The organism is Collimonas fungivorans, assembly GCF_028292705.1.
In the GTDB taxonomy this organism is placed as follows: domain Bacteria; phylum Pseudomonadota; class Gammaproteobacteria; order Burkholderiales; family Burkholderiaceae_D; genus Collimonas; species Collimonas fungivorans_B.
The window spans coordinates 1-21,190 of the sequence record NZ_JAQGLV010000167.1 but is presented as its reverse complement, the minus strand read 5'-3'; the positions used below and the strand labels follow the sequence as shown (position 1 = coordinate 21,190).

At 60.8% G+C, this 21,190-nt stretch carries 22 protein-coding genes; 14 read left to right on the top strand and 8 right to left on the bottom strand.

The features are described from left to right. Positions 1–8: 8 nt before the first annotated feature. Positions 9–1,337, bottom strand: a complete 1,329-nt coding sequence (locus tag JWQ61_RS09175; protein ID WP_304360256.1) for an acyclic terpene utilization AtuA family protein — start codon at positions 1,335–1,337, stop codon at positions 9–11. Between the two features lie 27 nt (positions 1,338–1,364). Further along, positions 1,365–2,663 (bottom strand): CitMHS family transporter, encoded by a 1,299-nt coding sequence (locus tag JWQ61_RS09170; protein ID WP_304360255.1) that lies wholly within the window; start codon positions 2,661–2,663, stop codon positions 1,365–1,367. Between the two features lie 137 nt (positions 2,664–2,800). Here JWQ61_RS09170 and JWQ61_RS09165 point away from each other — a divergent pair, with 137 nt between their 5' ends. Continuing rightward, entirely contained in the window at positions 2,801–3,718 is a 918-nt protein-coding gene (locus tag JWQ61_RS09165) for a LysR family transcriptional regulator (RefSeq protein ID WP_304360254.1), read from the top strand. Here JWQ61_RS09165 and lepB read toward each other — a convergent pair. The 3 genes from lepB to JWQ61_RS09150 form a co-directional block, all read right to left on the bottom strand. Beyond that, entirely contained in the window at positions 3,715–4,383 is a 669-nt protein-coding gene (lepB, locus tag JWQ61_RS09160; protein WP_304360253.1) for a signal peptidase I, read from the bottom strand. The genes JWQ61_RS09165 and lepB overlap by 4 nt on opposite strands. 245 nt (positions 4,384–4,628) lie before the next feature. Then, positions 4,629–5,096, bottom strand: coding sequence for a cupin domain-containing protein (locus tag JWQ61_RS09155; protein WP_304360252.1), 468 nt, complete (start codon positions 5,094–5,096; stop codon positions 4,629–4,631). 18 nt (positions 5,097–5,114) lie between these two features. After that, positions 5,115–5,726 (bottom strand): cysteine hydrolase family protein, encoded by a 612-nt coding sequence (locus tag JWQ61_RS09150; RefSeq protein WP_304360251.1) that lies wholly within the window; start codon positions 5,724–5,726, stop codon positions 5,115–5,117. A gap of 157 nt (positions 5,727–5,883) precedes the next feature. Here JWQ61_RS09150 and JWQ61_RS09145 point away from each other — a divergent pair, with 157 nt between their 5' ends. From JWQ61_RS09145 to JWQ61_RS09085, 13 genes are all read left to right on the top strand, one after another. Continuing rightward, on the top strand, positions 5,884–6,876 hold the full coding sequence (locus JWQ61_RS09145) for a GlxA family transcriptional regulator (RefSeq protein ID WP_304360250.1): 993 nt from the start codon (positions 5,884–5,886) through the stop codon (positions 6,874–6,876). Positions 6,877–6,952: 76 nt separating this feature from the next. After that, positions 6,953–7,477: a hypothetical protein gene (locus JWQ61_RS09140; protein WP_304360249.1), complete on the top strand. Its 525-nt coding sequence runs from the start codon at positions 6,953–6,955 to the stop codon at positions 7,475–7,477. An 82-nt stretch (positions 7,478–7,559) separates the two neighbouring features. Then, positions 7,560–8,465, top strand: coding sequence for a DNA/RNA non-specific endonuclease (locus tag JWQ61_RS09135; protein WP_304360248.1), 906 nt, complete (start codon positions 7,560–7,562; stop codon positions 8,463–8,465). After that, positions 8,458–8,703, top strand: coding sequence for a hypothetical protein (locus tag JWQ61_RS09130; protein WP_304360247.1), 246 nt, complete (start codon positions 8,458–8,460; stop codon positions 8,701–8,703). The genes JWQ61_RS09135 and JWQ61_RS09130 overlap by 8 nt, the downstream gene beginning before the upstream one ends. A gap of 600 nt (positions 8,704–9,303) precedes the next feature. Further along, the gene (locus JWQ61_RS09125; RefSeq protein ID WP_304360246.1) at positions 9,304–10,500 is read left to right on the top strand and encodes an ABC transporter substrate-binding protein; all 1,197 of its coding nucleotides are present in this window, start codon (positions 9,304–9,306) and stop codon (positions 10,498–10,500) included. 74 nt (positions 10,501–10,574) lie between these two features. Next, on the top strand, positions 10,575–11,435 hold the full coding sequence (locus JWQ61_RS09120; protein WP_304360245.1) for a branched-chain amino acid ABC transporter permease: 861 nt from the start codon (positions 10,575–10,577) through the stop codon (positions 11,433–11,435). 9 nt (positions 11,436–11,444) lie between these two features. Continuing rightward, positions 11,445–12,446 (top strand): branched-chain amino acid ABC transporter permease, encoded by a 1,002-nt coding sequence (locus JWQ61_RS09115; protein WP_304360244.1) that lies wholly within the window; start codon positions 11,445–11,447, stop codon positions 12,444–12,446. A gap of 2 nt (positions 12,447–12,448) precedes the next feature. Next, positions 12,449–13,216: an ABC transporter ATP-binding protein gene (locus tag JWQ61_RS09110; protein WP_304360243.1), complete on the top strand. Its 768-nt coding sequence runs from the start codon at positions 12,449–12,451 to the stop codon at positions 13,214–13,216. After that, complete coding sequence (locus JWQ61_RS09105) at positions 13,213–13,917, top strand: ABC transporter ATP-binding protein (protein WP_304360242.1); 705 nt, start codon at positions 13,213–13,215, stop codon at positions 13,915–13,917. Before JWQ61_RS09110 ends, JWQ61_RS09105 begins: the two co-directional genes overlap by 4 nt. Positions 13,918–13,952: 35 nt before the next feature. Continuing rightward, positions 13,953–15,209, top strand: a complete 1,257-nt coding sequence (locus JWQ61_RS09100) for a Zn-dependent hydrolase (RefSeq protein ID WP_304360241.1) — start codon at positions 13,953–13,955, stop codon at positions 15,207–15,209. 17 nt (positions 15,210–15,226) lie between these two features. Then, a complete protein-coding gene (locus JWQ61_RS09095; RefSeq protein ID WP_304360240.1) occupies positions 15,227–16,747 on the top strand; it encodes a M81 family metallopeptidase in 1,521 nt (506 codons plus the stop codon). After that, on the top strand, positions 16,744–17,658 hold the full coding sequence (locus tag JWQ61_RS09090; RefSeq protein WP_304360239.1) for a DMT family transporter: 915 nt from the start codon (positions 16,744–16,746) through the stop codon (positions 17,656–17,658). The genes JWQ61_RS09095 and JWQ61_RS09090 overlap by 4 nt, the downstream gene beginning before the upstream one ends. A gap of 157 nt (positions 17,659–17,815) precedes the next feature. Then, positions 17,816–18,379, top strand: coding sequence for a hypothetical protein (locus JWQ61_RS09085; protein WP_304360238.1), 564 nt, complete (start codon positions 17,816–17,818; stop codon positions 18,377–18,379). An 11-nt stretch (positions 18,380–18,390) separates the two neighbouring features. Here JWQ61_RS09085 and kynA read toward each other — a convergent pair whose 3' ends face one another. The 3 genes from kynA to kynB are packed head-to-tail and all read right to left on the bottom strand — an operon-like array spanning position 18,391 to position 21,143. Next, a complete protein-coding gene (gene kynA, locus JWQ61_RS09080) occupies positions 18,391–19,233 on the bottom strand; it encodes a tryptophan 2,3-dioxygenase (protein WP_304360237.1) in 843 nt (280 codons plus the stop codon). Between the two features lie 18 nt (positions 19,234–19,251). Further along, positions 19,252–20,493, bottom strand: coding sequence for a kynureninase (gene kynU, locus JWQ61_RS09075; protein WP_304360236.1), 1,242 nt, complete (start codon positions 20,491–20,493; stop codon positions 19,252–19,254). Beyond that, complete coding sequence (gene kynB / locus JWQ61_RS09070; protein ID WP_304360265.1) at positions 20,490–21,143, bottom strand: arylformamidase; 654 nt, start codon at positions 21,141–21,143, stop codon at positions 20,490–20,492. The genes kynU and kynB overlap by 4 nt, the downstream gene beginning before the upstream one ends. Positions 21,144–21,190 lie beyond the last annotated feature (47 nt).

The following is a 21,190-nucleotide window of genomic DNA, read 5'->3' as shown; positions in this document are numbered from 1 at the left end:
CTTTTTCCTCACTCGAAATGCACAGAGGTCGTTACTTGCCGGCGCGGCAGCAGGCATGACTGCACCGCGACCACTTCCTTCGCCGTCTTGGTGGCGCCGCCGCCGCCGGCCGGACCGCAGGTGTACAGCGTTTCGACTTCGTTGCCGATGCGGATGGCATCGCGCATGCTGTCGCTGCGGGCGCTTACGCGGATCCGCACTTCATACGGTTCGCTTGCTTGCGCAGACAAGGCGGCGCCGTGGATGGCGTCGACTCCCAACAAGTCATAGCGGATTTCATCGAACGCCGCCGCGCTGAGTTGTAGCCGTTCCGCGACAATCGCCTGCGCCAGCTTGCCGCGCGCCAGCGCGCCCGGCCCGGCATAGGAAATCTGCCCTTCGCCGATGTAGCTGTCGATGTAGCCTATCGATACTTTCAGGGTATCCGGCCTGGCGCGGCCGGTGGCGCCTCGCACCAGCACCCGGTCGGGACCGATTTTCTCCACGGTCGCCGCGGAAAAATCGGCCACCACGTCCGGCGTCAAGTAACTGGCGGGATCGTGTATTTCGTACAGCAGCTGTTCCTTGCAGGTGGCCGGCGTTACCTGGCCGCCGGAACCCGCCACCTTGGTGATGACCACCGAACCGTCTTCCGCCACCTCGCCGATCGGGAATCCCAGCCGCGCCAGTCCCTGCACATCTTTGTAGCCGGGATCGGCGAAATAGCCGCCGTTGACCTGGCCGGCGCATTCCAGCAAGTGCCCGACCAGCGTGCCCTGGCCGAGGCGGTGCCAGTCATCCATGGCCCAGTTGAATTCGTGGATCAAGGGCGCCAGGAACAGCGCCGGGTCGGCCACGCGGCCGGTGATGATCACGTCGGCGCCTTGCGCCAACGCTTGCACCAAGGGCGCGGCGCCGATATAGGCGTTGGCCGAGAGCAGCTTGTCGCCGAGGCTGTTGACGGCGATGTCCTGGTCGCTGGTGTAGTCGCCGGCTTTCAGGGTGTCGAGCACATCGTCGCCGGTTACCGCGGCCACCTTCAGCTTGAGCTGCATGGCCTGCGCAATCTGCCGGACCATGGCGGCGGCGGCCAGCGGATTGGCGGCGCCCATATTGGTGATGATCTTGATTTTTTTCTCGCTGCAGATGGCGAGCACAGCCTGCATCCGTTCCGCCAGCAGCGGATCGAAGCCGAGCGCAGGATCTTTCATCCGGGTCTGCTGGGCGATGGCGATGGTGCGCTCGGCCAGGCATTCGAACACCAAGTAGTCGATCTCGCCTTTCTGCGCCAGTTCAATGGCGGGTTCGATGCGGTCGCCGGAGTAACCGGCGCCGGCGCCGATGCGGATATGTCTCATGCTGGTTTCCTCAATCTAAAGCGCGCCTCACAAGGGAAAGACGCCGATCACGACGCAGGTGATGGTCATGATGACGGACGCAGCGAACAGGTATTTGAAAGTGTATTTCTGATGGTCGGCCAGGTCGATGCCGGCCAGGCCGGCCACCAGGAAGGTCGCCGGCGTCAGCGGACTAACGGGGAAGCCGGTGGTCATCTGGCCCAGCAGCGCGGCTTGCGCCACATGCAGCGGCTGCACGCCCAGCATGTGACCGACTTCGGCGATCACGGGCAGCACGCCGAAATAGAACGAGTCGGGATCGAACACCATCGACAACGGCATCGACAGCAGACCGAGCGCTACCGGGATATGCGAGGCCATCGACGGCGGCACCAGGCCGACCGCCATCTTGGCCATGGCGCTCAGCATCCCGGATTTGGTCATGATGCCGGTGAACACGCCAGCGGCGAACAGGATGCTGGCCATCAGCAAGGCAGCTTTGGCGTGGGCATCGATACGTGCGCGCTGCATGTCGGCGTTGCGGTAATTGATCATCAGCGCCAGCACCACGCCGATCATGAACATCACCACCGGATCGATTTTTCCGCTGATCATCACGCCCAATACAAACACGGTCAGCACGATATTGATCCAGAAATTCTGCGGACGGCGTATGTTCTTTTCCGCTTCCGACAATTCGTGGGTATGGACGAAACCGAGCGGCGCGCCCTTGGTCAGGCCGAGCCGCCGTTCTTCTTTCAAGCCGAGGTAATAAGCCACGGAAAAAACGAACACCAGGCCGACGATCTGCACCGGGATCAAGGGCGTGAAGATTTCACTGACGGGGATGTGCAAGGCGGCGGAAGCGCGGATCATGGGGCCGGTCCACGGCAGGAAATTGACGCCCGCCGCCAGCGAGGCGACGCAGGCCAGGATGCGCTTGTCTATGCCAAGCCGCGTGTACAACGGCAGCATGGCCGGAATCGTCACCAGGAAAGTGACCGCGCCCGAGCCGTCCAGGTGGATCAGCAGCGCCAGCAACGCGGTGCCGGGCACGATGCGGGTAGGGCGGCTGCCGACGATGCGCAGGATGGCGGAGATGATCGGATCCAGCATGCCGGCATCGGTGACGATCCCGAAGAACAGGATGGCGAATACGAACATGCCGGCCACCGGCGCAATGCTGGTGATGCCCGATACGATGAATTTCGAAGTCTCCAGGCCAAAGCCGCCTATCAGGGCGGCGATGATGGGAATTGCGATAAGCGCCACCAGCGGCGACATCTTTTTTGTCAGGATCGCCGCCAGCAGGGTGACGATAGTAATGAAACCGAGTAATGCCAGCATGTTGTCTGTCTCCTATCCCTTGGATATTTTTATGGGAATACTTGTTATTGCTCTTGTTTTAAGCGCATTCTGGGAGCTGTAATTTGTGCTGTAAAATGAATTTTTTCGATGGATTGATCGTAAAAACGGATTAATCGATGAAACTCAATATCTCCACCCGTTCGCTGCACGCCTTCCTGGCGCTGCAGGAATGCAAGCATTTCACCCATGCCGCCGAGCGTTGTTTCATGTCGCAATCCGCCTTCAGCGTCATGATCCAGAAGCTGGAAGTGGCGGTAGGCGCCAAGCTGTTCGAGCGCGATACGCGCAATGTCACGCTGACCGCAGAGGGTGAACTGTTCGCGGAAGTGGCGCGTTCGCTGGTGAGCGATATCGAATCGGCGTTTGCGGACATGAGCGACTATGTTGCCAGGCGCAAGGGCAGGGTTGCGATCGCTGCCTTGCCATCGCTGGCGGCGAACGGTTTGCCGGCGGTGATTGCCGAATACAAGCGGGCTTATCCCGGGATCACGGTGCAGCTGTTCGACGCCTTGTCGGACCAGTGCCTTGCCATGCTGCGCCAGGGCAAGGTGGATATTGCCTTGACCGCGCCGGGATCGGGCCTGATCGAATTCGATACCAAGACCTTATGCAGCGATCCGTTTTACCTGGTGTGCCGCCAGGATCACGCGCTGGCCGGCAAGCGCCGCATCCGGCTGTCTGACCTGAGCGGCTGCGAGCTGATACACCTGGCGCGCTCCACCAGCGTGCGCCAGCATGTCGAGCTGCTGTTGCGCGGCATATCGGTGATGAATTCCGGCCTTGAGGTGGAGCATCTGGCTACGGTGGCGGGTTTGATCGAATCCGGCCTCGGCGTCAGCATCGTGCCGGAGCTGACCTTGTTCCAGTTCCGTCACATGGACCTGGTCAGCATCCCGATCGATGCGCATGACATCGTGCGGCCTATCCTGATCGTGAAAAAGAAAGAGCGTTCTCTTTCGATTGCGGCGCAGGGTATGTCGGAACTGATTGAAAAGCGGCTGCATAACATCGGCAACCGCGCAGCGAAGCGTTAGTGCAGCTGCATGCCGAAGCGTTCGGTCCTTGGCATCCAGTTGCCTTTGATATCGGCCGACACCAGCACCCGTTCCGCGCGCCCGATCAGCAGCTCGCGCGGCACGAAGCCGAAATGGCGGTAGTCGCCGCTGTTGTCGCGGTTATCGCCTAGCATCATGTAGTGGTCTTGCGGCACCGTGATCGGGCCGAAATTACGGTCGGCGTTGACTTGCGGCAGCAGCTGGATGCGATGCTGTTCCGCACCCATTTTTTCATTCAGGCGCAGGGCGACCAGGGCGCCGCCATGGTCCAGCGGTTCCGGCGCGCTGCCCAGCATGGCGTAGCTGGCTTCCTGGCCGTTGATGATCATCTTTTCATCGCGCATTTCGACGGTGTCGCCGGGCAGGGCAATCACGCGTTTGATGAGCCTGGTTTCATCCAGCGGCGAAAAGAAGGTGACGATGTCGCCGCGCTTCGGTTCGCCGAGATGGCCGATGACGATATTGGTGAGCGGGACTTTGAGGTTGAATGCAAGGCGGTTGACGAACACCACGTCGCCTTCCAGCAGGTTGGGACGCATCGAGCCGGACGGAATCGGGTTCCAGTCGGCGACGGCGGTGCGGAATATGCCAAAGAGGAAAAGGAATAGCAGGAAGCCCTTGTTTAGACGCACCCAGTTTTTCATTTCATTTCGCCTTTCAGTGGTATTCAGCCCTGCAATCCGCATAGTATGCCACTTATTCCTCTCACAATCCCGACCCCTGGAATCGTCCCAAATCTTGCCAATCAGTTAAATGGGGTCAGAGTTTTTTTTCGCGCCTTTTGCGAAAATTACTCTGACCCCATTTAACGGGCTACGGAGTGCTTACGGTGGCATTCGACGAGCAGCTGACGAGTAGCTGAAAGAAAATAATTCGACTCTGACCCTAATTATTTATTCTTAATCAGCGGCACCAGGTCGAAATGATCTGCCTGGTACTGGAACAGCAAGCAGTCTTCTCCTTTGTTGCACCCGCTGTAATGCGGAAGCTTGGCGGGCAGGTTATAGAACGAGCCGGCTGGATATTCGACGCGCTTGCCATCGATGACGGCATAGAACGTTCCTTTCAGCACTACAGTCGGCAGGTTTTGCGAATGGGTGTGGAAAGGATTGTCTTTACCCGCCGGGAATATGACAAATGCTTCATACGGGCCTTTGCCGGTGAGATTGCCGCGGACGTTGGCGTATTTGATGCCGCCTGTGCCGGGGATCTCGACCCATTTCAAATCTGCCGCGGGCAAGGAAACCAGCTTGCTTGCATGTTTCGGTTGGCTGTCGCCTGCTGTCGGTTCTGCCTGCAGTTGCGAGGAAAATAGTAGCGCTGCGGTGGACAGCAGGATTGCGGATGCGATTCTCATCAGGATGCTTTCGGCTATTTAGATCAGTGGCAGTTGCAGGATTTGCGCGGTCGTCGCGATGGCGCCGAAGGTGTCGGCGATGGTCGCCAGCGACGCGCGATGCAATGCGGCATGCGAGAGCACGGCGCCGTCGGCGATATCGAGATCACGTGTTGCGCAAGCGTCGTCGGCAACGATGACTTCATAACCGTGCGGCACGGCATCGCGCGCCGCGCCGGCTACGCAGGCGTGGGTCATCAGGCCGCTGATGATCAAGGTCTTGATGCCGGCTGCCTTCAGGCGGCTGTCGATGTCGGTGGTCGGGAATACGCTGACGGAGGATTTCTGCAACACGGTATGGTGGGCTGCGGGTTGTAATTCAGCATGGAACTGGACCGTGGCGCCGTCCTCGGCAAAAATCGGCGTGCCGGCCGGGGTGACATGCTGGACATGGAATACCGGAATGCCGGCCCGGTCGGCGAATTCAACCAGGCGCCGGGCGTTGCCGAGCGCGCGCGTGCCGTCGGGAATCGGCATCTTGCCGCTGAAGTATTCGTTTTGAAAGTCGATGACCAGCAGGGCGGTGCTGCCAGCCTCTATCGCGGCCGGTGCGGCGGCGCCGGCGATGGTGCGGATGGTTGGGTGGTTCATCTTGAAGCTCCTGTTTGATTGGGCATGACGAACGCCAGTCGCTCATCTCTGCTTTTCCCTGGGCTCGCTGCATTGAGCGCCGGAACAGGACGAAGTATCGGGTTTCAAGGTCGGCGGCGAAAGTGTCCCGATAGACATAATATGATAGGATCGGGCCATGTTGAAATCAGCCCATATTCCTGAGGTTGCGCCCGAGACAGCCCACACCGTAGCGGTGATCGCGTTCGAGGGCATCAGCCCGTTCCACCTGTCCGTGCCCTGCATGGTGTTCGGCGACGACCTTGCCCGGCTGGGCGCGCCGCGTTACCGTTTGCTGATATGCGGCGAGCAGGCGGGGCTGATCCCGACCATGTCGGGATTCAATATCGATGTGCAGCATGATTTGTCTGCGCTGGCGGAGGCCGATACGGTGATCGTGCCGGCCTGGCGCGATCCCGACGAGCGTCCGCCCGAAGCCCTGCTGCAGGCTTTGCGCAAGGCGCACGCGCGCGGCGCCAGGATCGTCGGTTTATGCCTGGGAGCTTTTGTACTGGCCGAAGCCGGTCTACTGGACGGCCGTGCGGCCTCCACCCACTGGGTGTGGGCCGATGATTTCGCGCGGAAATACCCGCGCGTCAGGCTGGACCAGAAAGTGCTGTACGTGGACGACGGCGACATCCTGACTTCGGCCGGCACCGCCGCTGCGATCGACTGCTGCCTGCATCTGCTGCGGCGCGACCATGGCGCCGAGGTGGCGAACCGCATCGCCCGGCGCATGGTGGTGGCGCCGCACCGCAATGGCGGCCAGGCGCAATATATCGAACAGCCCTTGCCGGCAACCGGCGGCAGCGACCAGCTCACCACCACCCTGGACTGGGCCATGGAACATCTTGAGCAGCCGCTGTGCCTGGATGTGCTGGCGGCGCGGGCGGCCATGAGCCGGCGCAATTTCACGCGCCGCTTCAAGATGAAAACCGGGACCACGGTATCGCAATGGCTGCTCAATCACAGGCTGGCTGCGGCGCAGCGGCTGCTGGAGACCAGCGACAAGGCGATCGACCGCGTCGCCGAAATAGTCGGCTTCGGCTCCACCGTGTCGCTGCGCCAGCATTTCACCTCCGCGTTCTCGGTTTCGCCCGCCGCCTACCGCAAACAATTCCGGCGCCAGTGAGCCGCCGCGCTTTGTACTATACAATTCGGGCTAGTTCCAGCCTCCTTATCCTCCATCAGCAGTGAAGCAATCCGCAATGACAGACCATTCCGCAGCAAGCCCCGAAGCACACGATGCCCACGATGAAACCGCCGCCGGCGACCAGAAAATCCAGGAACCGCGCCTGTGGCAGGACGACGGCTGGACCGCGCGCATCATCAAGAACGACGATGACGACGGCTGGGCGGTAGCGATGATCAAGGACGGCGAACCGGAACCGGCGCTGATCGGCCCCTGGACCATGGGCCGCGACAAGAAGAATCCCAAGCCGCTGGACCCTTCGGCCTTCATCACGCTGGTCAAGACCGCCTCGGAGTTCGTGCGCCGCCACGAGCAGCAATTGCACGCCATGCTGCACAAGAGCATCGTGGTGGACAGTGGGGAAACAACGCTCAATGTCACGCTCGACATCATTCCCGACGACGATTTTCCTTATGCCTTGCTGACCGCTCACGATGCCGACGGCGAACAGCTGGCGCAGGTACGGGTGGCAGCGACTTTCAAGCTCAGCCAAAGCAGCGCCAGCGCCTGGATAGCCAACGAATTCCGCACGCCGCACTAAAAGCAGGGAGAAATCGGGGATAGTGCTTGGAGCGATTTAAGTTAAACCTTATACTGTGTATTTATACAGTTTTTGGTGAGCAATGCCGCACAAGTTACGTATCTTCCTCCTGCTTTTCTTTTTCAGTTCTACGGTTTTTGCCACAGATTGTCCCTCTCATTACGCTGCCGGCCGCGCCCCTGAAATCCTTAACGACAAGCTGGCGCGCCAGACCCAGGAGTTGTGCTACCAGGCTTTTGCCGTCATGCACTCAGGCGTTACGCGCACCCCTTTATGGTCGGCCGAGCATCTGACGCGCAGCAATATCGACGCCGCCCGCACGCTGTCTCGCGAAAATTCCTTTCATCCCGAACCCGGCCTGCTGATCAGCGGCCGCGCCGAGCTAAAAGACTATGCGCGCTCCGGTTTCGACCGCGGCCACATGAGCCCTAACGGCGACATGGCGAACCGCACTTCGCAGTATGAAAGCTTCAGCCTGGCCAACATGATCCCGCAGAATCCGCAGAACAACCGCCATGTCTGGGCCGAGATCGAAAGCGCGGTGCGGCGCCTGGCCGAGAAAGACGGCGAGCTGTACGTGATTACCGGACCGGCGTTCCTCGGCCAGGACCTGCAAAAGATCGGCAATGTGCTGGTGCCGACTTATATCTATAAAGTGGTCTATAGTCCGAGGAGGCAGCAGGCCGCCGCCTACTTCATCAAGAACGAAGATACTTCCCGTTACCAGGCCTTGTCGGTCACGCAGCTGGAAAACACCTTGCGCATCGATCTGCTGCCCGGCGTGCCGAAGCGCATCAAGGATGTGGCGATGGCATTGCCGGGTGCAGGCCAGCACGGCGGCAGGAGCGCTCCGGAAAAAAGAGAAGAGCCGGCTGTCCAGGTCAAGAAGATCGAAGCGGATTTGCTGTCCAGGCTATTCAACGACGGCTTGAAAATGTTGCTGAATTTCATCACAAACCTGATCCATAAAGGATGGTCGCATGTCTAAATTTACCCCGTTCTCGGATGAGAGCGCCACTCTCACCATCGGCAAGCTGAATGTCGAGAATCGCCTGGACCGGGTCAGCCTGTTCGGCGATCTCGACCTGACCCTGGACCAGCGTGGGCTGGAGCAAGCCAAGACGCTGCAGTCGTTGCTCAACCGGGTGGTGGAAGAACTGGAGTCGCGGACCTTGCCCGCGGTGCTGGCTGCGCCGCCGGTGGTGAAGGTCGACAATCCTTTTTGAATGCCCGGAACCACAGCTTGCCATTTCATGGTGAGCTGTGCACCAAAGCTGATCACCGTTCTAAGTGTTTTCAGTACAGTTCCCCAGGACTGTCAGTACAGTTTTGCATGTAATTCAAAAGTGTATCTAATATCTGCGCTGGTATTTCGCAATAATCAAGCCATCCTGTTCCTTGCGGACGGTGCGCTGCCACGAATTGTCCTGCCTCGCCTTCGCTCCGTCCGCTGTCGGCCCCTGCATGTAATGGGCTTGCATGGCGAGCGGTAAATGTCGCGTATGAAAATATGTGAGTGCAGCAAGAAGAAAATACAAAAAATATAAAGCAGCAAGCAGCAGCCAACCCAGGAGGAGACACCATGTTTTTCAGCAAGCATGTTCCACTGCAGGCGCGATCTCCCTGATCGTCATTGAGTTTTTTATCATCGCTTTGCGATGATGTCCACGTTGCGTTTACCCTTGTAAACACAACGTGTTTCAGCTCGTTCGCAGATTAATTTCCCCACGTTTTACGATGGAATTTTTTCCGTTACAGGCATAGAACTTGCGTCATCGACCATCGATGCAAGCTTTCAATGACCCGCCATTTCAGGAGATGTGAATATGATCAATCGTCGCGATTTTCTTAAGCTTTCCGCACTCGCCGCACCGGGCGCATTGTCGTTTTCCGACGTGTTCGCGCAATCGGATGCGATCCAGTTTGCTTGTCCGGTGCCGATGTCGGGTCCGTTCGCCGCTAATGGAAAATATGCCGACATGGGCATGAAGCTGGTGCTGCAAAAATATAACAAGGTGCTAGGCAAGAGCCTCAGCTACACGGCAATCGATACCGAAGGAAAACCGGCCACGGCAGTGCGCAAGGTGCAGGAAGCGATCGAAAAGGGAACGCATTTTTTTGCCGGCGGTATCCTTTCTTCAGAGTCGCTGGCGATGGGCAAGGAAGCAGGAAAAGCCAACAGCATTTTTGTCACCACCGCGGGCGCCGACGAAATCACCGGCAGCGAATGCAATCGCGCGACCTTTCGCTGGTCGGTGCCGACTTTCGGCGCGATTGAACAAACCGTTCGCCCCTTGCTGGAAAAATTGCCGAAGGCGAAGCGCTGGTACACCATCACGCCGCAATATGTCTTCGGCGACGGCCTGCTCAATGCGGCCAAGGCGATCTTCAAGGAAAAGGGCATCGAGCACGTCGGCAACAGCTACCACTCACTGGCTGAAAAAGAATTCAGCGGCTACCTGACCAATGCGATTGCAGCCAAGCCCGATGTGCTGTTGTTGCTGAATTTCGGTTCACAGTCATCCGATGCGCTGCGCCAGGCAGTCAGCTTCGGCATGAAAAACAACATGACCATCCTGGTGGCCTGGGCTTCCGGCCTGGAACAGTTTGAAGCGTTGGGCGCGGATATTTGCGACGGCGTGTATTTCGGCGCGCAATACTGGCACGGCATAGATTCGCCGTTCAACAAGGAATTCGTGCAATACGTCAATACCAGCCTGAAGATCGATCCCAACTACAGCTTGGCCGGTTCCTACATCTGCACCAAGATCATGCTGGACGCCATGGTCAAGGCCAACAGTGCGGATCCGAAAGCGGTGATTGCAGCGATGGAAGGCATGAAGTACGAAGGTCTCACCGGTACCGAAGAAATCCGCAAGGGCGACCATCAGGTGATCAAGAACTACTATCTGCTCAAGGGCAAACCGAAATCGAAGATGCGCAACAAGAACGACTATGCCGATATCGTTTCCTTTGGCAAGTCGTTCCTGCCGCTGGACAAGACCATGTGCAAGCTCGCCTGAACACATCGAATTGCCGCTGCAGGCGACCCTGCAGCGGCGCGGCGGATCCGTCTGCTTACGAAGATTGAGGTTTCATGAATATATATCTGCTGCAAATCGTCAACGGCGTCGGCATCGGCATGCTGTACTTTCTGCTGGCAGTGGGCTTGAGCATTGTGTTCGGCTTGTTGCGCTTCGTCAATTTTTCGCATGGCGCATTTTTCCTGCTTGGCGCCTACCTGTGTTTCCAGATGGGTGAAATGGGAATGAATTTCTGGTGGACGCTGTTGTTCGCGCCGCTGGCGGTCGGCCTATTCGCCTGGCTGATCGAGAAATTCGCGTTGCGGCATATCTATCAGCTACCGCATCACTTCCATATCCTGTTCACGGTCGGCCTGGCGCTGGTGCTGCAGGAAGCTGTGATTTCCTACTGGGGCCCGCTGGGCAACAATATTTCGCCGCCTGATCTGCTGCAAGGTGTGGTGATTGTCGGTGATTTTGTCTATCCGAAGTACCGGCTGTTCGTGATCGCCTTTACTGCGCTCATGGCTTTGCTGCTGTGGTGGGTGCTGGAAGGAACGCGGCTGGGATCGATCGTGCGCGCCGGCAGCGAGTCCACTGAAATGGTAGGGCTGTTGGGCTTGAATATCGACCGCATCTTCAGCCTGGTGTTTGCGCTCGGCGCCGCCACCGCCGGCCTGGCCGGGGCGCTGGCGGGGCCGATCCGCGGCGTCGAACCGTTCATGGGCGTGGAGGCCCTGGGCATTGCCTTCGTGGTGGTGGTGATCGGAGGCCTCGGCAGTTTCTTCGGCGCGCTGGCCGGCGGCATCCTGGTTGGCGTGCTGCAAAGCCTGATGAGCACAATCTGGTCGGAGGGCGCGCACCTGACGATATACATCGCCATGGCGGCAGTCATGCTGCTGCGTCCAAACGGCCTGTTCGGCCGCGCCAGCTGAGGAGATGCCATGAAAAACCTCATCCATTTCCGCTTCACCCTGCTGGTGATCGCTACTGTCCTGATCCTGCCGCTGACGCTCAGTTCCGGCACGCTGGCGACTGAAGTCCTGATTTTTGCGCTGGCGGCGCTGGGCTGCAATCTGCTGCTTGGGTATACCGGACTGATGTCGTTCGGCCAGGGAATTTTCCTCGGCATCGGCAGTTACGCCAGTGGCCTGGCCTTGCTGCATCTCCATGTACAGCTGCTGCCGGCGTTGCTGGTCGCGATGCTGGCCGGTGCGCTGGTTGCCTTGCTGGTGGGCTGGTTTTCGATCCGCCAGCGCGGCACTTATTTCGTGATGCTGACGCTGGCTTTCTCGCAGATGTTTTATTTCCTCGCCTACACCATGAAGGATGTCACTGGCGGCGACAACGGCTTGCTGAATATCCCGCGGCCGGACCTGAGCCTGTTCGGCGCCAAGCTGATGACGATAGGTACGCCATGGCAATACTACAGCCTGGTCACCGTCATCTTCGTGTTTGTGTTCTGGCTGTTGCAACGCATCGTCGACTCGGTGCTGGGCCGCACTTTGCTGGCGATACGCGACAATGAGACGCGCGCCGCCGCGGTCGGCTACGACGTCACCATGTTCAAGCTGGTGGCATTCGTGATCTCGGGCGCCGTCACCGGCCTGGCCGGAGGCCTGCATGCCGTGATGACCGGCATCGCACCTTTGTCCAACATCGAGTACCACGCCAGCGAATCGATCCTGGTGATGACCGTCATCGGCGGCGCCGGCAACCTGTTTGCGTCGGTGCTGGGTGCGGCGTTCTATGTCTTGGCCGGCAACTGGCTGTCTAGCCTGTGGCCGCGCTGGCTGATGCTGCTCGGCTTTCTGCTGATCGGCGTGAGTCTGTACATGCACAAGGGTTTGTACGGTGTGGCGCAGTCGCTGCTGCAAAAGTTCGGGCGGCAGGGAGCGGTTACCGATGCCGAGCCGTTGAACGGCAACTCGCTCAAGGAGAAATGAGCATGACAGTTCCTATCCTCAAGGCAGTGAAGGTGACCAAGCGCTACGGGAAATTCACCGCGGTCAACGGCGTTACGCTGGACATCATGCCGGGCACCGTGCATTCGGTGATCGGCCCCAACGGCGCCGGCAAGACCACCTTGTTCCATACGCTGACCGGCAGCACGCCGATCAGTGAAGGCAGCATCCTGGTAGAGGGCGAGGAAGTCTCGCACCTGCCTGGCTACAAGCGAGTGCGCAAAGGCTTGGCGCGCTCGTTCCAGGTGACCAGCCTGTTCCCCAACCTGAGCGTGCGCGAAAACCTGCGGCTGGCGGCGCAGGGCGCACGGCCGGCGCAAGCCTTCAATCCCTGGCAGCGAGCGGAATCGCTGCCAGCCGCTTGCGAACTGGCCGACAGCCTACTGGCGCAGCTGAACCTGCATGGCGTCGCTGAACGCATTACGGGCGAGCTGTCGCACGGCCAGCAGCGCCGGCTGGAAGTCGGCATGGCCATGGCGGGGCGGCCCAAGGTGATTTTCCTGGACGAGCCGACGTCCGGCATGGGCATCGACGACATCGCCGAGATGAAACGGCTGATCCACGGTTTGCGCGACAGCTATACCGTACTGCTGATCGAACACAACATGGATATCGTGATGGATATTTCGGACAGCATCACAGTAATGCAGCAGGGTCAGGTGCTGGCCGAAGGCAAGCCTGACGCCATCCGCAACGACGAACGCGTGCGCCGCGCTTACCTTGGCAGCATGATTACCGGAGGCCGCGCATGATACTCAAGATCGAACAGATCCATAGCTACTACGGCAAAAGCCACATTCTGCAAGGCGTATCGCTCAGCGTCGCCGAAGGCGAGGTGGTGACGCTGCTGGGTCGCAACGGCGCCGGCAAGACCACCACGCTCAAGAGCATTGTCGGCGTGCTGCGGCCGGCGCAGGGTAAGGTGCTGTTCCAGGGCGATAACCTGGCCGGCCTGGCTTCATACAAGATCGCGATGCGCGGCGTCTGCCTGGTGCCCGAGCACCGCGGCATTTTCAAACTGCTGACGGTGGAAGAAAACCTGACCATGGCGGCGCGGCGCGAATCAGCCTGGCAGCTGCAGGACATTTACAAGATTTTCCCGCGCCTGAAAGAGCGGCGGAAGAACGGCGGCGGCCAGCTGTCGGGCGGCGAACAGCAGATGCTGGCGATAGGGCGGGCCCTGATGACCCATCCCAAGGTGCTGATGCTGGACGAGCCGGTGGAAGGGCTGGCGCCGGTGATCGTCGATGAAATCGTGGCGCAGCTGAAACTGATCAAGGCCACCGGCATGTCGATCGTCCTGGTCGAACAGAACCTGGAAGTCTGCACCCAGCTGGCGGACCGCCATTACATCCTGGAGCAGGGCAGTGTGGTGTACAGCGCCAGCAATGCCGATTTCCTGGCGGACGACAATGCCAAGGACCGCTACCTGGGCGTGAATCTCGCGGCGTGATCGCGCGACGCTATTGCAATTTACGGAGCAAGCACATGGAAACAGATGCAACAATCGACAATCTGCGTATAGACGGCGACCGCTTGTGGCGTTCGCTGATGGAACTCGGCGCCATTGGCGCCACAAAAAAAGGCGGCGTATGCCGCCTGGCCTTGACCGATCTCGACAGGCAGGGGCGCGACCTGGTGAGCGCCTGGGCCAGAAGCGAAGGCATGAGCGTCACGGTAGACCAGATCGGCAATATCTTCATGCGCCGGCCGGGCCGCAACAATGCGCTGCCGCCGGTGGTCACCGGCTCGCATATCGACACCCAGCCGACCGGCGGCAAGTTCGACGGCAACTACGGCGTGCTGGCCGGCATGGAAGTGGTGCGTACGCTGAACCAGCACAAGATAGAAACCGAGGCGCCGATTGAAATCGCGGTCTGGACCAATGAAGAAGGTTCGCGCTTCGTGCCGGTCATGATGGGGTCGGGCGTGTTCTGCGGCGCTTTCACCCTGGAGCATGCTTATGCGGCGACCGATACCGAAGGCAAGAACGTCAAGGATGAACTGCAGCACATCGGTTATATCGGCGAACAGAAGAGCGGCGACCATCCGATAGGCGCCTATTACGAAGCACATATCGAACAGGGGCCGGTGCTGGAAAACGCCGACACCGTGATCGGCGTGGTGCCGGCCGTGCTGGGCCTGGCCTGGTACGACTGCACCGTCACCGGTTTCGAATCGCACGCCGGGCCGACGCCGATGGAAATTCGCAAGGATGCGCTGCAGGTCTCGACCTACATCATGCAGGAAGTAGTGGCGATCGCCAGGCGCTATCCACCTTACGGCCGCGGCACGGTAGGCGCGGTGCAGGTGCTGCCGAACAGCCGCAACGTGATTCCCGGCCAGGTCAAGTTCTCCATCGATTTGCGCAACGTCAGCGATGCCCTGCTCGACGGCATGAACGCCGATCTCGATGCCTATATCGCCAGAACCCGGGCGGAAACTGGCCTCGCCATAGAACTGCTGCGCGTCTCTTATTTCCCGCCTTGCCCGTTCCATCCGGATTGCGTGGCGCAGGTGCGCGCAGCGGCCGCCATGCTGGGCTACGCCACCATGGACGTGGTTTCCGGCGCCGGCCATGACGCCATCTACGCAGCGCGGGTGGCGCCGGCCGGCATGATCTTCGTGCCTTGCAAGGATGGCGTCAGCCACAATGAAATCGAAGATGCCAAGCCGGAACACCTGGAAGCCGGCGCCAACGTGCTGCTGCATGCGATGCTGGCCAGCGCCGTTGTCGCCAAATGAAACCCGAGGATAAGGACATGCCTTTGAAAATCGTTGTTGCGCGCCTGAACCACGAAACCAATACGTTCTCTCCAATCCCGACGCCGCTGGAAGCATTCGCACCGCAATGGAGCGCCTCCGCCTTCCTCGACCAGAAGGGCGCGCGCACCGCCATGGGCGGATTCCTGGATGTGGCGGCAGCGCTGGGGGCGGACATCGTCACGCCGCTGGCGGCCATGGCCAGCCCCAGCGCCGCCGTGGCCGCGGATGCCTACGCCGTGATGAGCGACGCTATCGTACGCGCGGTGGAAGATGGCTGCGACGCCATCATGCTGGACCTGCACGGCGCCATGGTGGCTGAAAATGCGGAAGACGGCGAAGGTGTTCTGCTGGAAAGAATCCGCAAGATCGCGCCGCAGACTCCGCTTTGTGTGGCGCTGGACCTGCACGGCAACGTTACTGAAAAAATGGTGGCGAACGCCGACATCATGGTCAGCTTCAAGACCTATCCGCATATCGACATGTACGAGACCGGCGCCCATGCCGGCCGGCTGCTGGCCGACATGCTGCAAGGGAAATGCCGTCCACTGCTCGGCTGGCGCCAGCTGCCCCTGCTGTCGGCGACGCTGACCAGCAACACTTCGCTCAGCGCGATGCAGCGCGCGGTGCAGGCGGCAAAAGCTGCCGAGTCCGAGACAGGCGTGCTGGCGGTATCGGTGCTGGCTGGTTTTCCCTTGTCCGATTTCCGCGATGCAGGAATGTCGGTGGTTGTGGTGACCGATAACGATGCAGCGCTGGGCGATCGCGTCGCCGCACGCATTGCTGGCGGCATATGGAACGAGCGTGCCGACTTCGTGTATGACAGCCAGCCCTTGTCGCAATCGCTGGCGCACGCCAATGAAATGGCGGCGGGTGCGGGGCAGGGACCGGTGCTGCTGCTGGACCACAGCGACAACGCCATGTCGGGCGGCACCTGCAACACCATGGATGTGCTGGAAGCGGCGCTGGCGGCGGGAATGGCCGATATCGCGGTGGGGCCGGTCAGTGATCCGGAAGCAGTGGCCGAACTGGTCACCGTCGGTGTCGGCGGCCGCGCCACGATCAGGCTCGGCAACAAGGTGGCGCTGCTGGCGCAGGGCATAGAAAAAACGCCGCTGACATTGAGCGGCACGGTGCTGGCAGTGAGCGACGGCCGCTTCCAGGTGAGTGGGCCGATCTATACCGGCTCCACCATGCAGATGGGGCAAAGCGTGCTGTTTGATATCGGCGCGGCGCAGATCGTGGTGACCGAAGAGCGGGTGGAACCTTACGATCTCGGCGTGTTCACCAGCCTTGGCCTGGATCCGGCCAGCAAAACTTACCTGATCCTGAAATCGCGCATGTATTGCCGTCCGGTGTTCGTGCCGATCAGCAAAGGCCTGGAAGAATGCGACTCCGACAGCGGCGGCCCGACCAGCTCCAATTTCAAGCTGTTCCCGATCCGCAATGTGCGCCGGCCGATCTATCCGCTCGATCCTGACACCAGCTGGCAGGCAGAGAGACCGTCCGTGAAAGCATGAAGAACGCCGTGTCGGCTAGCGCCAAAGCCAAGTCCCTGCTGATCTTGCTGGGCGTGGTGTGGGGTTTGAACTGGCCGGCAGTGAAGGTGTCGCTGGGCGCAGTCTCGCCGTGGACCTTGCGCACGGTCGGATTGGGCGTTGCCGCCGGCACGCTGTTTGCGCTGGCCCTGGCGGCAGGCCGCGGCTGGCGGGCCTTGCATATTCCGGCTGGCCGCGACCGCCTGCATGTCTTGCTGACAGCCTTGCTCAATATCGCGGCATTCAACATCCTGCTGACATTTGCCCAACTCGGGGCAGCGACCTCGCGCGTCGCCATCATCACTTATTCGATGCCGCTGTGGGCGACACTGATGGCTTGTGTGGTGCTGCGCGAACGGCTGGACACCATGCGCTGTGCCGGCCTGGCGTTGGGGGCGGCGGGCCTGGCGGTGCTGATCGCGCCGCTGGCTGCCGGCGGTTTGCCGCCGGGCATCCAGTATGCATTGGCCGCCGCTTTAACCTGGGCCGCCGGCACCGTGTACATGAAATGGGCCAGGATCGCCGCGGCGCCGCTGGCGATCGCCGCCTGGCAGCTGCTGATCGGCGCCCTGGCGGCGCTGACCGGCTTGCTGTGGTTCGAAGGCATGCCGCATCCAGGGCCTTTGCATGCAGCGGTGCTGTGCGCGCTTGGGTATCACATTTTTTTCGGCATGGCGCTGGGCTACATCCTATGGTTCCGCATCATCGCCCAGCTGCCCGCCGGCACTGCGGCGCTGGGTACGCTGCTGGTGCCGGTGGTCGGCGTGTCCGGGGCGGTGCTGCTATTGGGAGAACACCCCAGCCACGCCGATATGCTCGGGTTTGGCCTGATTTTCGGCGCGGCGCTCTGTGTGCTGCTGCCTAACCGGAAACCGGCGCCGCTGATATCTTGACGACTGCCTGCAATGGCTTGCCGGTTTCGCGGCACAGCCGTTACACTCCACCGCTTTGCTGGCAAAGCTGCCGGTGTCTGCAAAGTGGTCTATAGTCCAGGCAGGCCACAGGCAAAACCGGGCCGGCAGTTCGTTCTAGACAGATGAGGTAAGCGAGATGGAAGATACAACAGCCGATGCGGGACTAGGCACGGTTGGCATGCTGGGCAACGGCGCGCCGGCCAGCCAGGTGCTGGAGGCGGTGGCGATGCGCAAGCACGGCGATCCGGCCTGGGAGCCGTTTCATTATGAGAAGATTTCCGAGACTGAATACGAGGTCAGCGGCGGCGCGCCGGCCGTGATCGGCGGCGTCAAGAAGTGGCCGGGGCCGCACAGCAGCGTGCTGGTGACGGTGGATGAAATCGCCGAGGAACAGCAAATGCGATTTCCTGCGCAAGTTGCGCCGGAGCCGGCCGCGGTCCGCCAGCTTTTGCCGGATGCGGCGCAGGGCAGCGTAGCAGCAAACTTCCTGACGGTGGTGCTGCAGTTGCCGCAGGATGAACAGGGCCGCAAACGCATCTGCAATGCGCTCGGACTGGACGCCGATTTTTTCGGCGCCAAAGTGACGGCGACCTCGCTGGCTGACGAGATTGCGGTCAACCAGCTGCTGGAACTGCGCTGCGATCCGGCCGATGTGCAGGACGTGCGCACGCGAGTGGCAAAGCGCAACGCGGGGACGTAACCTGCGCTAGTTCAGAGAGAAGTCCGCAGCGAAAACAGTTCCGGGAACAGCACCACGTCCAGCATCATCTTCAGGTAGCTGGCGCCTTCGGTGCCGCCGGTGCCTTTCTTGAAGCCGATGATGCGTTCCACCGTAGTCAGGTGGCGGAAGCGCCAGTAGCGGAACGCGGTTTCGAGATCGACCAGTTTTTCGGCTAGCTCGTATAACTCCCAATGCGTGTCGGGCGCCTGGTACACCGCCAGCCAGGCTGTTTCCACCGAATGGTCGGCAGCGGTGGCCTGGCTCCAGTCGCGGCTCAGGCGGGCCGGATCGACCGCCAGGCCGGCGCGCGCCAGCAGCATCACTGCTTCGTCGTAGATCGACGGCTGCTGCAAGGCATCCTGCAGCCGTGCATACGATTCCGGCGAATACTGGTGCACCTGCAACAAGGCGGCGTTCTTGTTCCCCAGCAGGAATTCGATCTCCCGGTACTGGAACGACTGGAAACCGGACGACTGGCCGAGATAGGGGCGGATCGCGGTGTATTCCGGCGGCGTCATGGTCGCCAGCACATCCCAGGCGTGCACCAGCTGGTCCATGATGCGCGCTACCCTGGCCATCATCTTGAAGGCGGGCGACAAGTCGTTGCTGCGCATCTGCGCGCGCACCGCGTGCAGTTCATGCAGCATCAGCTTCATCCACAGCTCGCTGGTCTGGTGCTGGATGATGAACAGCATTTCATTGTGGTTGGGCGAGAGCGGCCGCTGCGCCGACAATACCTGGTCTAGCGCCAGGTAGTCGCCGTAACTCATGTTCTCGCCGAACTCCATCTTTGCGCCATGCCATGATTCGTTGGGTTTGTAAGGACATTCCATTGCGTGGCTCCTGGGTAATTAGGTGACAGCTTCTTGCTGCGCATCGATTTCATAATCCTGGTCAGCCAGGATCCGGCGCAGGATGCTGACGGCATCCCATACATCGGTGAACTGCGTATACAGCGGCGTGAAGCCGAAGCGCATCACCTGCGGTTCGCGGTAATCGCCGATGACGCCGTGCGCGATCAGTTCGCGCATGACGGCGTAGCCGTGCACGTGGGTGAAACTGACATGGCTGCCGCGTTGCTCGTGCGGGCGCGGGGTCACCAGCGCCAGGCCGAGGCCGGCGCAGCGGCTTTCGACCAGAGCGATGAACAGGTCGGTCAGCGCCAGCGATTTGCGGCGCAAGGCTTGCATGTCGGTTTGGGCGAAGACGTCGAGCCCGCATTCCACCATCGCCAGGGATACGATCGGCTGGGTGCCGCACAGTGCACGGCGTATGCCTTCGCCGGGCGCAAAGGCGGGTTGCATGGTGAACGGCGCCTGGTGGCTCCACCAGCCGCTCAGCGGTTGCCGGAACTGCGCGTGGTGGCGCGGCGCGATCCAGGCAAAGGCCGGCGCGCCGGGGCCGCCGTTGAGGTATTTGTAGGTGCAGCCGACGGCAAAGTCGGCATTTGCCGCGTGCAGGTCGATCGGCACGGCGCCGGCCGAATGCGCCAGGTCCCACAGCACCAGCGCGCCTTGTTCTTGCGCGGCTTGGGTGACGGCATGCATGTCGTGCAGGTGGCCGCTGCGGTAGTTGACGTGGGTCAGCATGAGGATCGCGGTTTCCGCGTTCACCGCCGTGGCAAGCTCTTGCGGCGTGTCGACCAGGTGGATGCGGTAGCCGCGGTCCAGCCATTCGGTCAGGCCTTGCGCCATGTAGATGTCAGTTGGAAAATTGTCGCGTTCGGTGACGATCACCTTGCGGCTGCCGGCCTGGATCTGCAAGGCGCCGGCCAGAAGCTTGAACAGGTTGATGGAAGTGGAATCCGTGACCACCACTTCATTTTCGCTGGCGCCGATCAGCGGCGCCAGCTTGTTGCCCAGCCGGCTCGGCAGGTCGAACCAGCCGGCCTTGTTCCAGCTGCGGATCAGGTCGTGTCCCCATTCCTGCTGGATCACTTGCTGCGCGCGCTGCAGCGCTGCGTGTGGGCGCGCGCCCAGCGAATTGCCGTCCAGGTAAATCACGCCTGGCGGCAGGTCAAACAAGGTTCGCAGCGGCGCCAGCGGATCGTCTGCATCCAGGGCTTGGCAAGCTGCACGGCTACTGTTTGTCATGGGAGTGTTCCTGAAGGTGAAAGGGGGCGTAAAACCGCCCGCACCGGACTGGCGTCCATGCCGGCCAGGCGCAGGGGTAGGGCAATCAGCTCGTAGTCGCCGTCGTCAATCGCATCGAGCACGATGCCTTCCAGTATCGCCATGCCATGCTGCCTGACGGCGTGGTGCGCCAGCATGGTCTTGGATTCCTGCGGATCGAGCGATGGCGTATCGATGCCGACCAGGCGCACTCCGTGTTGCGCCAGCAGCGCGATGGTTTCCGGCGCTACCGCTGCAAACGCTGGATCCCATTGCTGTTGCGGCGCGCTGGCGTAAGTGCGCAGCAGCACGCGCGGTGGAATGTTGGCCAAGGCGTGAGCAACGTGCTGCGGCGTGACCAGTGCAACGCCTATGCAATGGATGATTCGGCAGGGGCCGATATAAGCATCCAGAGCGACCTGGTCGATAGACAGGCCCTGTGCATCGTAATGGCTGGGTGCATCGCAATGGGCGCCGGTATGGGTGGAAAGCGTGATCCGGCTGACATGCACCGGGCAGCCGCCGCCGATTTCCCAGGTGGCTTGTGCGCTATAGGCGGTGTCGCCCGGCCACACGGGGGTCCGTGCGGACAGGGCTGGGCTGATGTCCCAGATAGGTTTTGAAGTGGCGATGGCGTTCCCCGGTGCTGAATCCGAGCAATTATTTTAGGCGAGCTTGC

Excerpts from the sequence above, each read along its gene's own strand:
- JWQ61_RS09175 (WP_304360256.1), bottom strand. The coding sequence starts at position 1,337 with ATGAGACATATCCGCATCGGCGCCGGCGCCGGTTACTCCGGCGACCGC.
- JWQ61_RS09170 (WP_304360255.1), bottom strand. The coding sequence starts at position 2,663 with ATGCTGGCATTACTCGGTTTCATTACTATCGTCACCCTGCTGGCGGCG.
- JWQ61_RS09165 (WP_304360254.1), top strand. The coding sequence starts at position 2,801 with ATGAAACTCAATATCTCCACCCGTTCGCTGCACGCCTTCCTGGCGCTG.
- lepB (WP_304360253.1), bottom strand. The coding sequence starts at position 4,383 with ATGAAAAACTGGGTGCGTCTAAACAAGGGCTTCCTGCTATTCCTTTTC.
- JWQ61_RS09155 (WP_304360252.1), bottom strand. The coding sequence starts at position 5,096 with ATGAGAATCGCATCCGCAATCCTGCTGTCCACCGCAGCGCTACTATTT.
- JWQ61_RS09150 (WP_304360251.1), bottom strand. The coding sequence starts at position 5,726 with ATGAACCACCCAACCATCCGCACCATCGCCGGCGCCGCCGCACCGGCC.
- JWQ61_RS09145 (WP_304360250.1), top strand. The coding sequence starts at position 5,884 with ATGTTGAAATCAGCCCATATTCCTGAGGTTGCGCCCGAGACAGCCCAC.
- JWQ61_RS09140 (WP_304360249.1), top strand. The coding sequence starts at position 6,953 with ATGACAGACCATTCCGCAGCAAGCCCCGAAGCACACGATGCCCACGAT.
- JWQ61_RS09135 (WP_304360248.1), top strand. The coding sequence starts at position 7,560 with ATGCCGCACAAGTTACGTATCTTCCTCCTGCTTTTCTTTTTCAGTTCT.
- JWQ61_RS09130 (WP_304360247.1), top strand. The coding sequence starts at position 8,458 with ATGTCTAAATTTACCCCGTTCTCGGATGAGAGCGCCACTCTCACCATC.
- JWQ61_RS09125 (WP_304360246.1), top strand. The coding sequence starts at position 9,304 with ATGATCAATCGTCGCGATTTTCTTAAGCTTTCCGCACTCGCCGCACCG.
- JWQ61_RS09120 (WP_304360245.1), top strand. The coding sequence starts at position 10,575 with ATGAATATATATCTGCTGCAAATCGTCAACGGCGTCGGCATCGGCATG.
- JWQ61_RS09115 (WP_304360244.1), top strand. The coding sequence starts at position 11,445 with ATGAAAAACCTCATCCATTTCCGCTTCACCCTGCTGGTGATCGCTACT.
- JWQ61_RS09110 (WP_304360243.1), top strand. The coding sequence starts at position 12,449 with ATGACAGTTCCTATCCTCAAGGCAGTGAAGGTGACCAAGCGCTACGGG.
- JWQ61_RS09105 (WP_304360242.1), top strand. The coding sequence starts at position 13,213 with ATGATACTCAAGATCGAACAGATCCATAGCTACTACGGCAAAAGCCAC.
- JWQ61_RS09100 (WP_304360241.1), top strand. The coding sequence starts at position 13,953 with ATGGAAACAGATGCAACAATCGACAATCTGCGTATAGACGGCGACCGC.
- JWQ61_RS09095 (WP_304360240.1), top strand. The coding sequence starts at position 15,227 with ATGCCTTTGAAAATCGTTGTTGCGCGCCTGAACCACGAAACCAATACG.
- JWQ61_RS09090 (WP_304360239.1), top strand. The coding sequence starts at position 16,744 with ATGAAGAACGCCGTGTCGGCTAGCGCCAAAGCCAAGTCCCTGCTGATC.
- JWQ61_RS09085 (WP_304360238.1), top strand. The coding sequence starts at position 17,816 with ATGGAAGATACAACAGCCGATGCGGGACTAGGCACGGTTGGCATGCTG.
- kynA (WP_304360237.1), bottom strand. The coding sequence starts at position 19,233 with ATGGAATGTCCTTACAAACCCAACGAATCATGGCATGGCGCAAAGATG.
- kynU (WP_304360236.1), bottom strand. The coding sequence starts at position 20,493 with ATGACAAACAGTAGCCGTGCAGCTTGCCAAGCCCTGGATGCAGACGAT.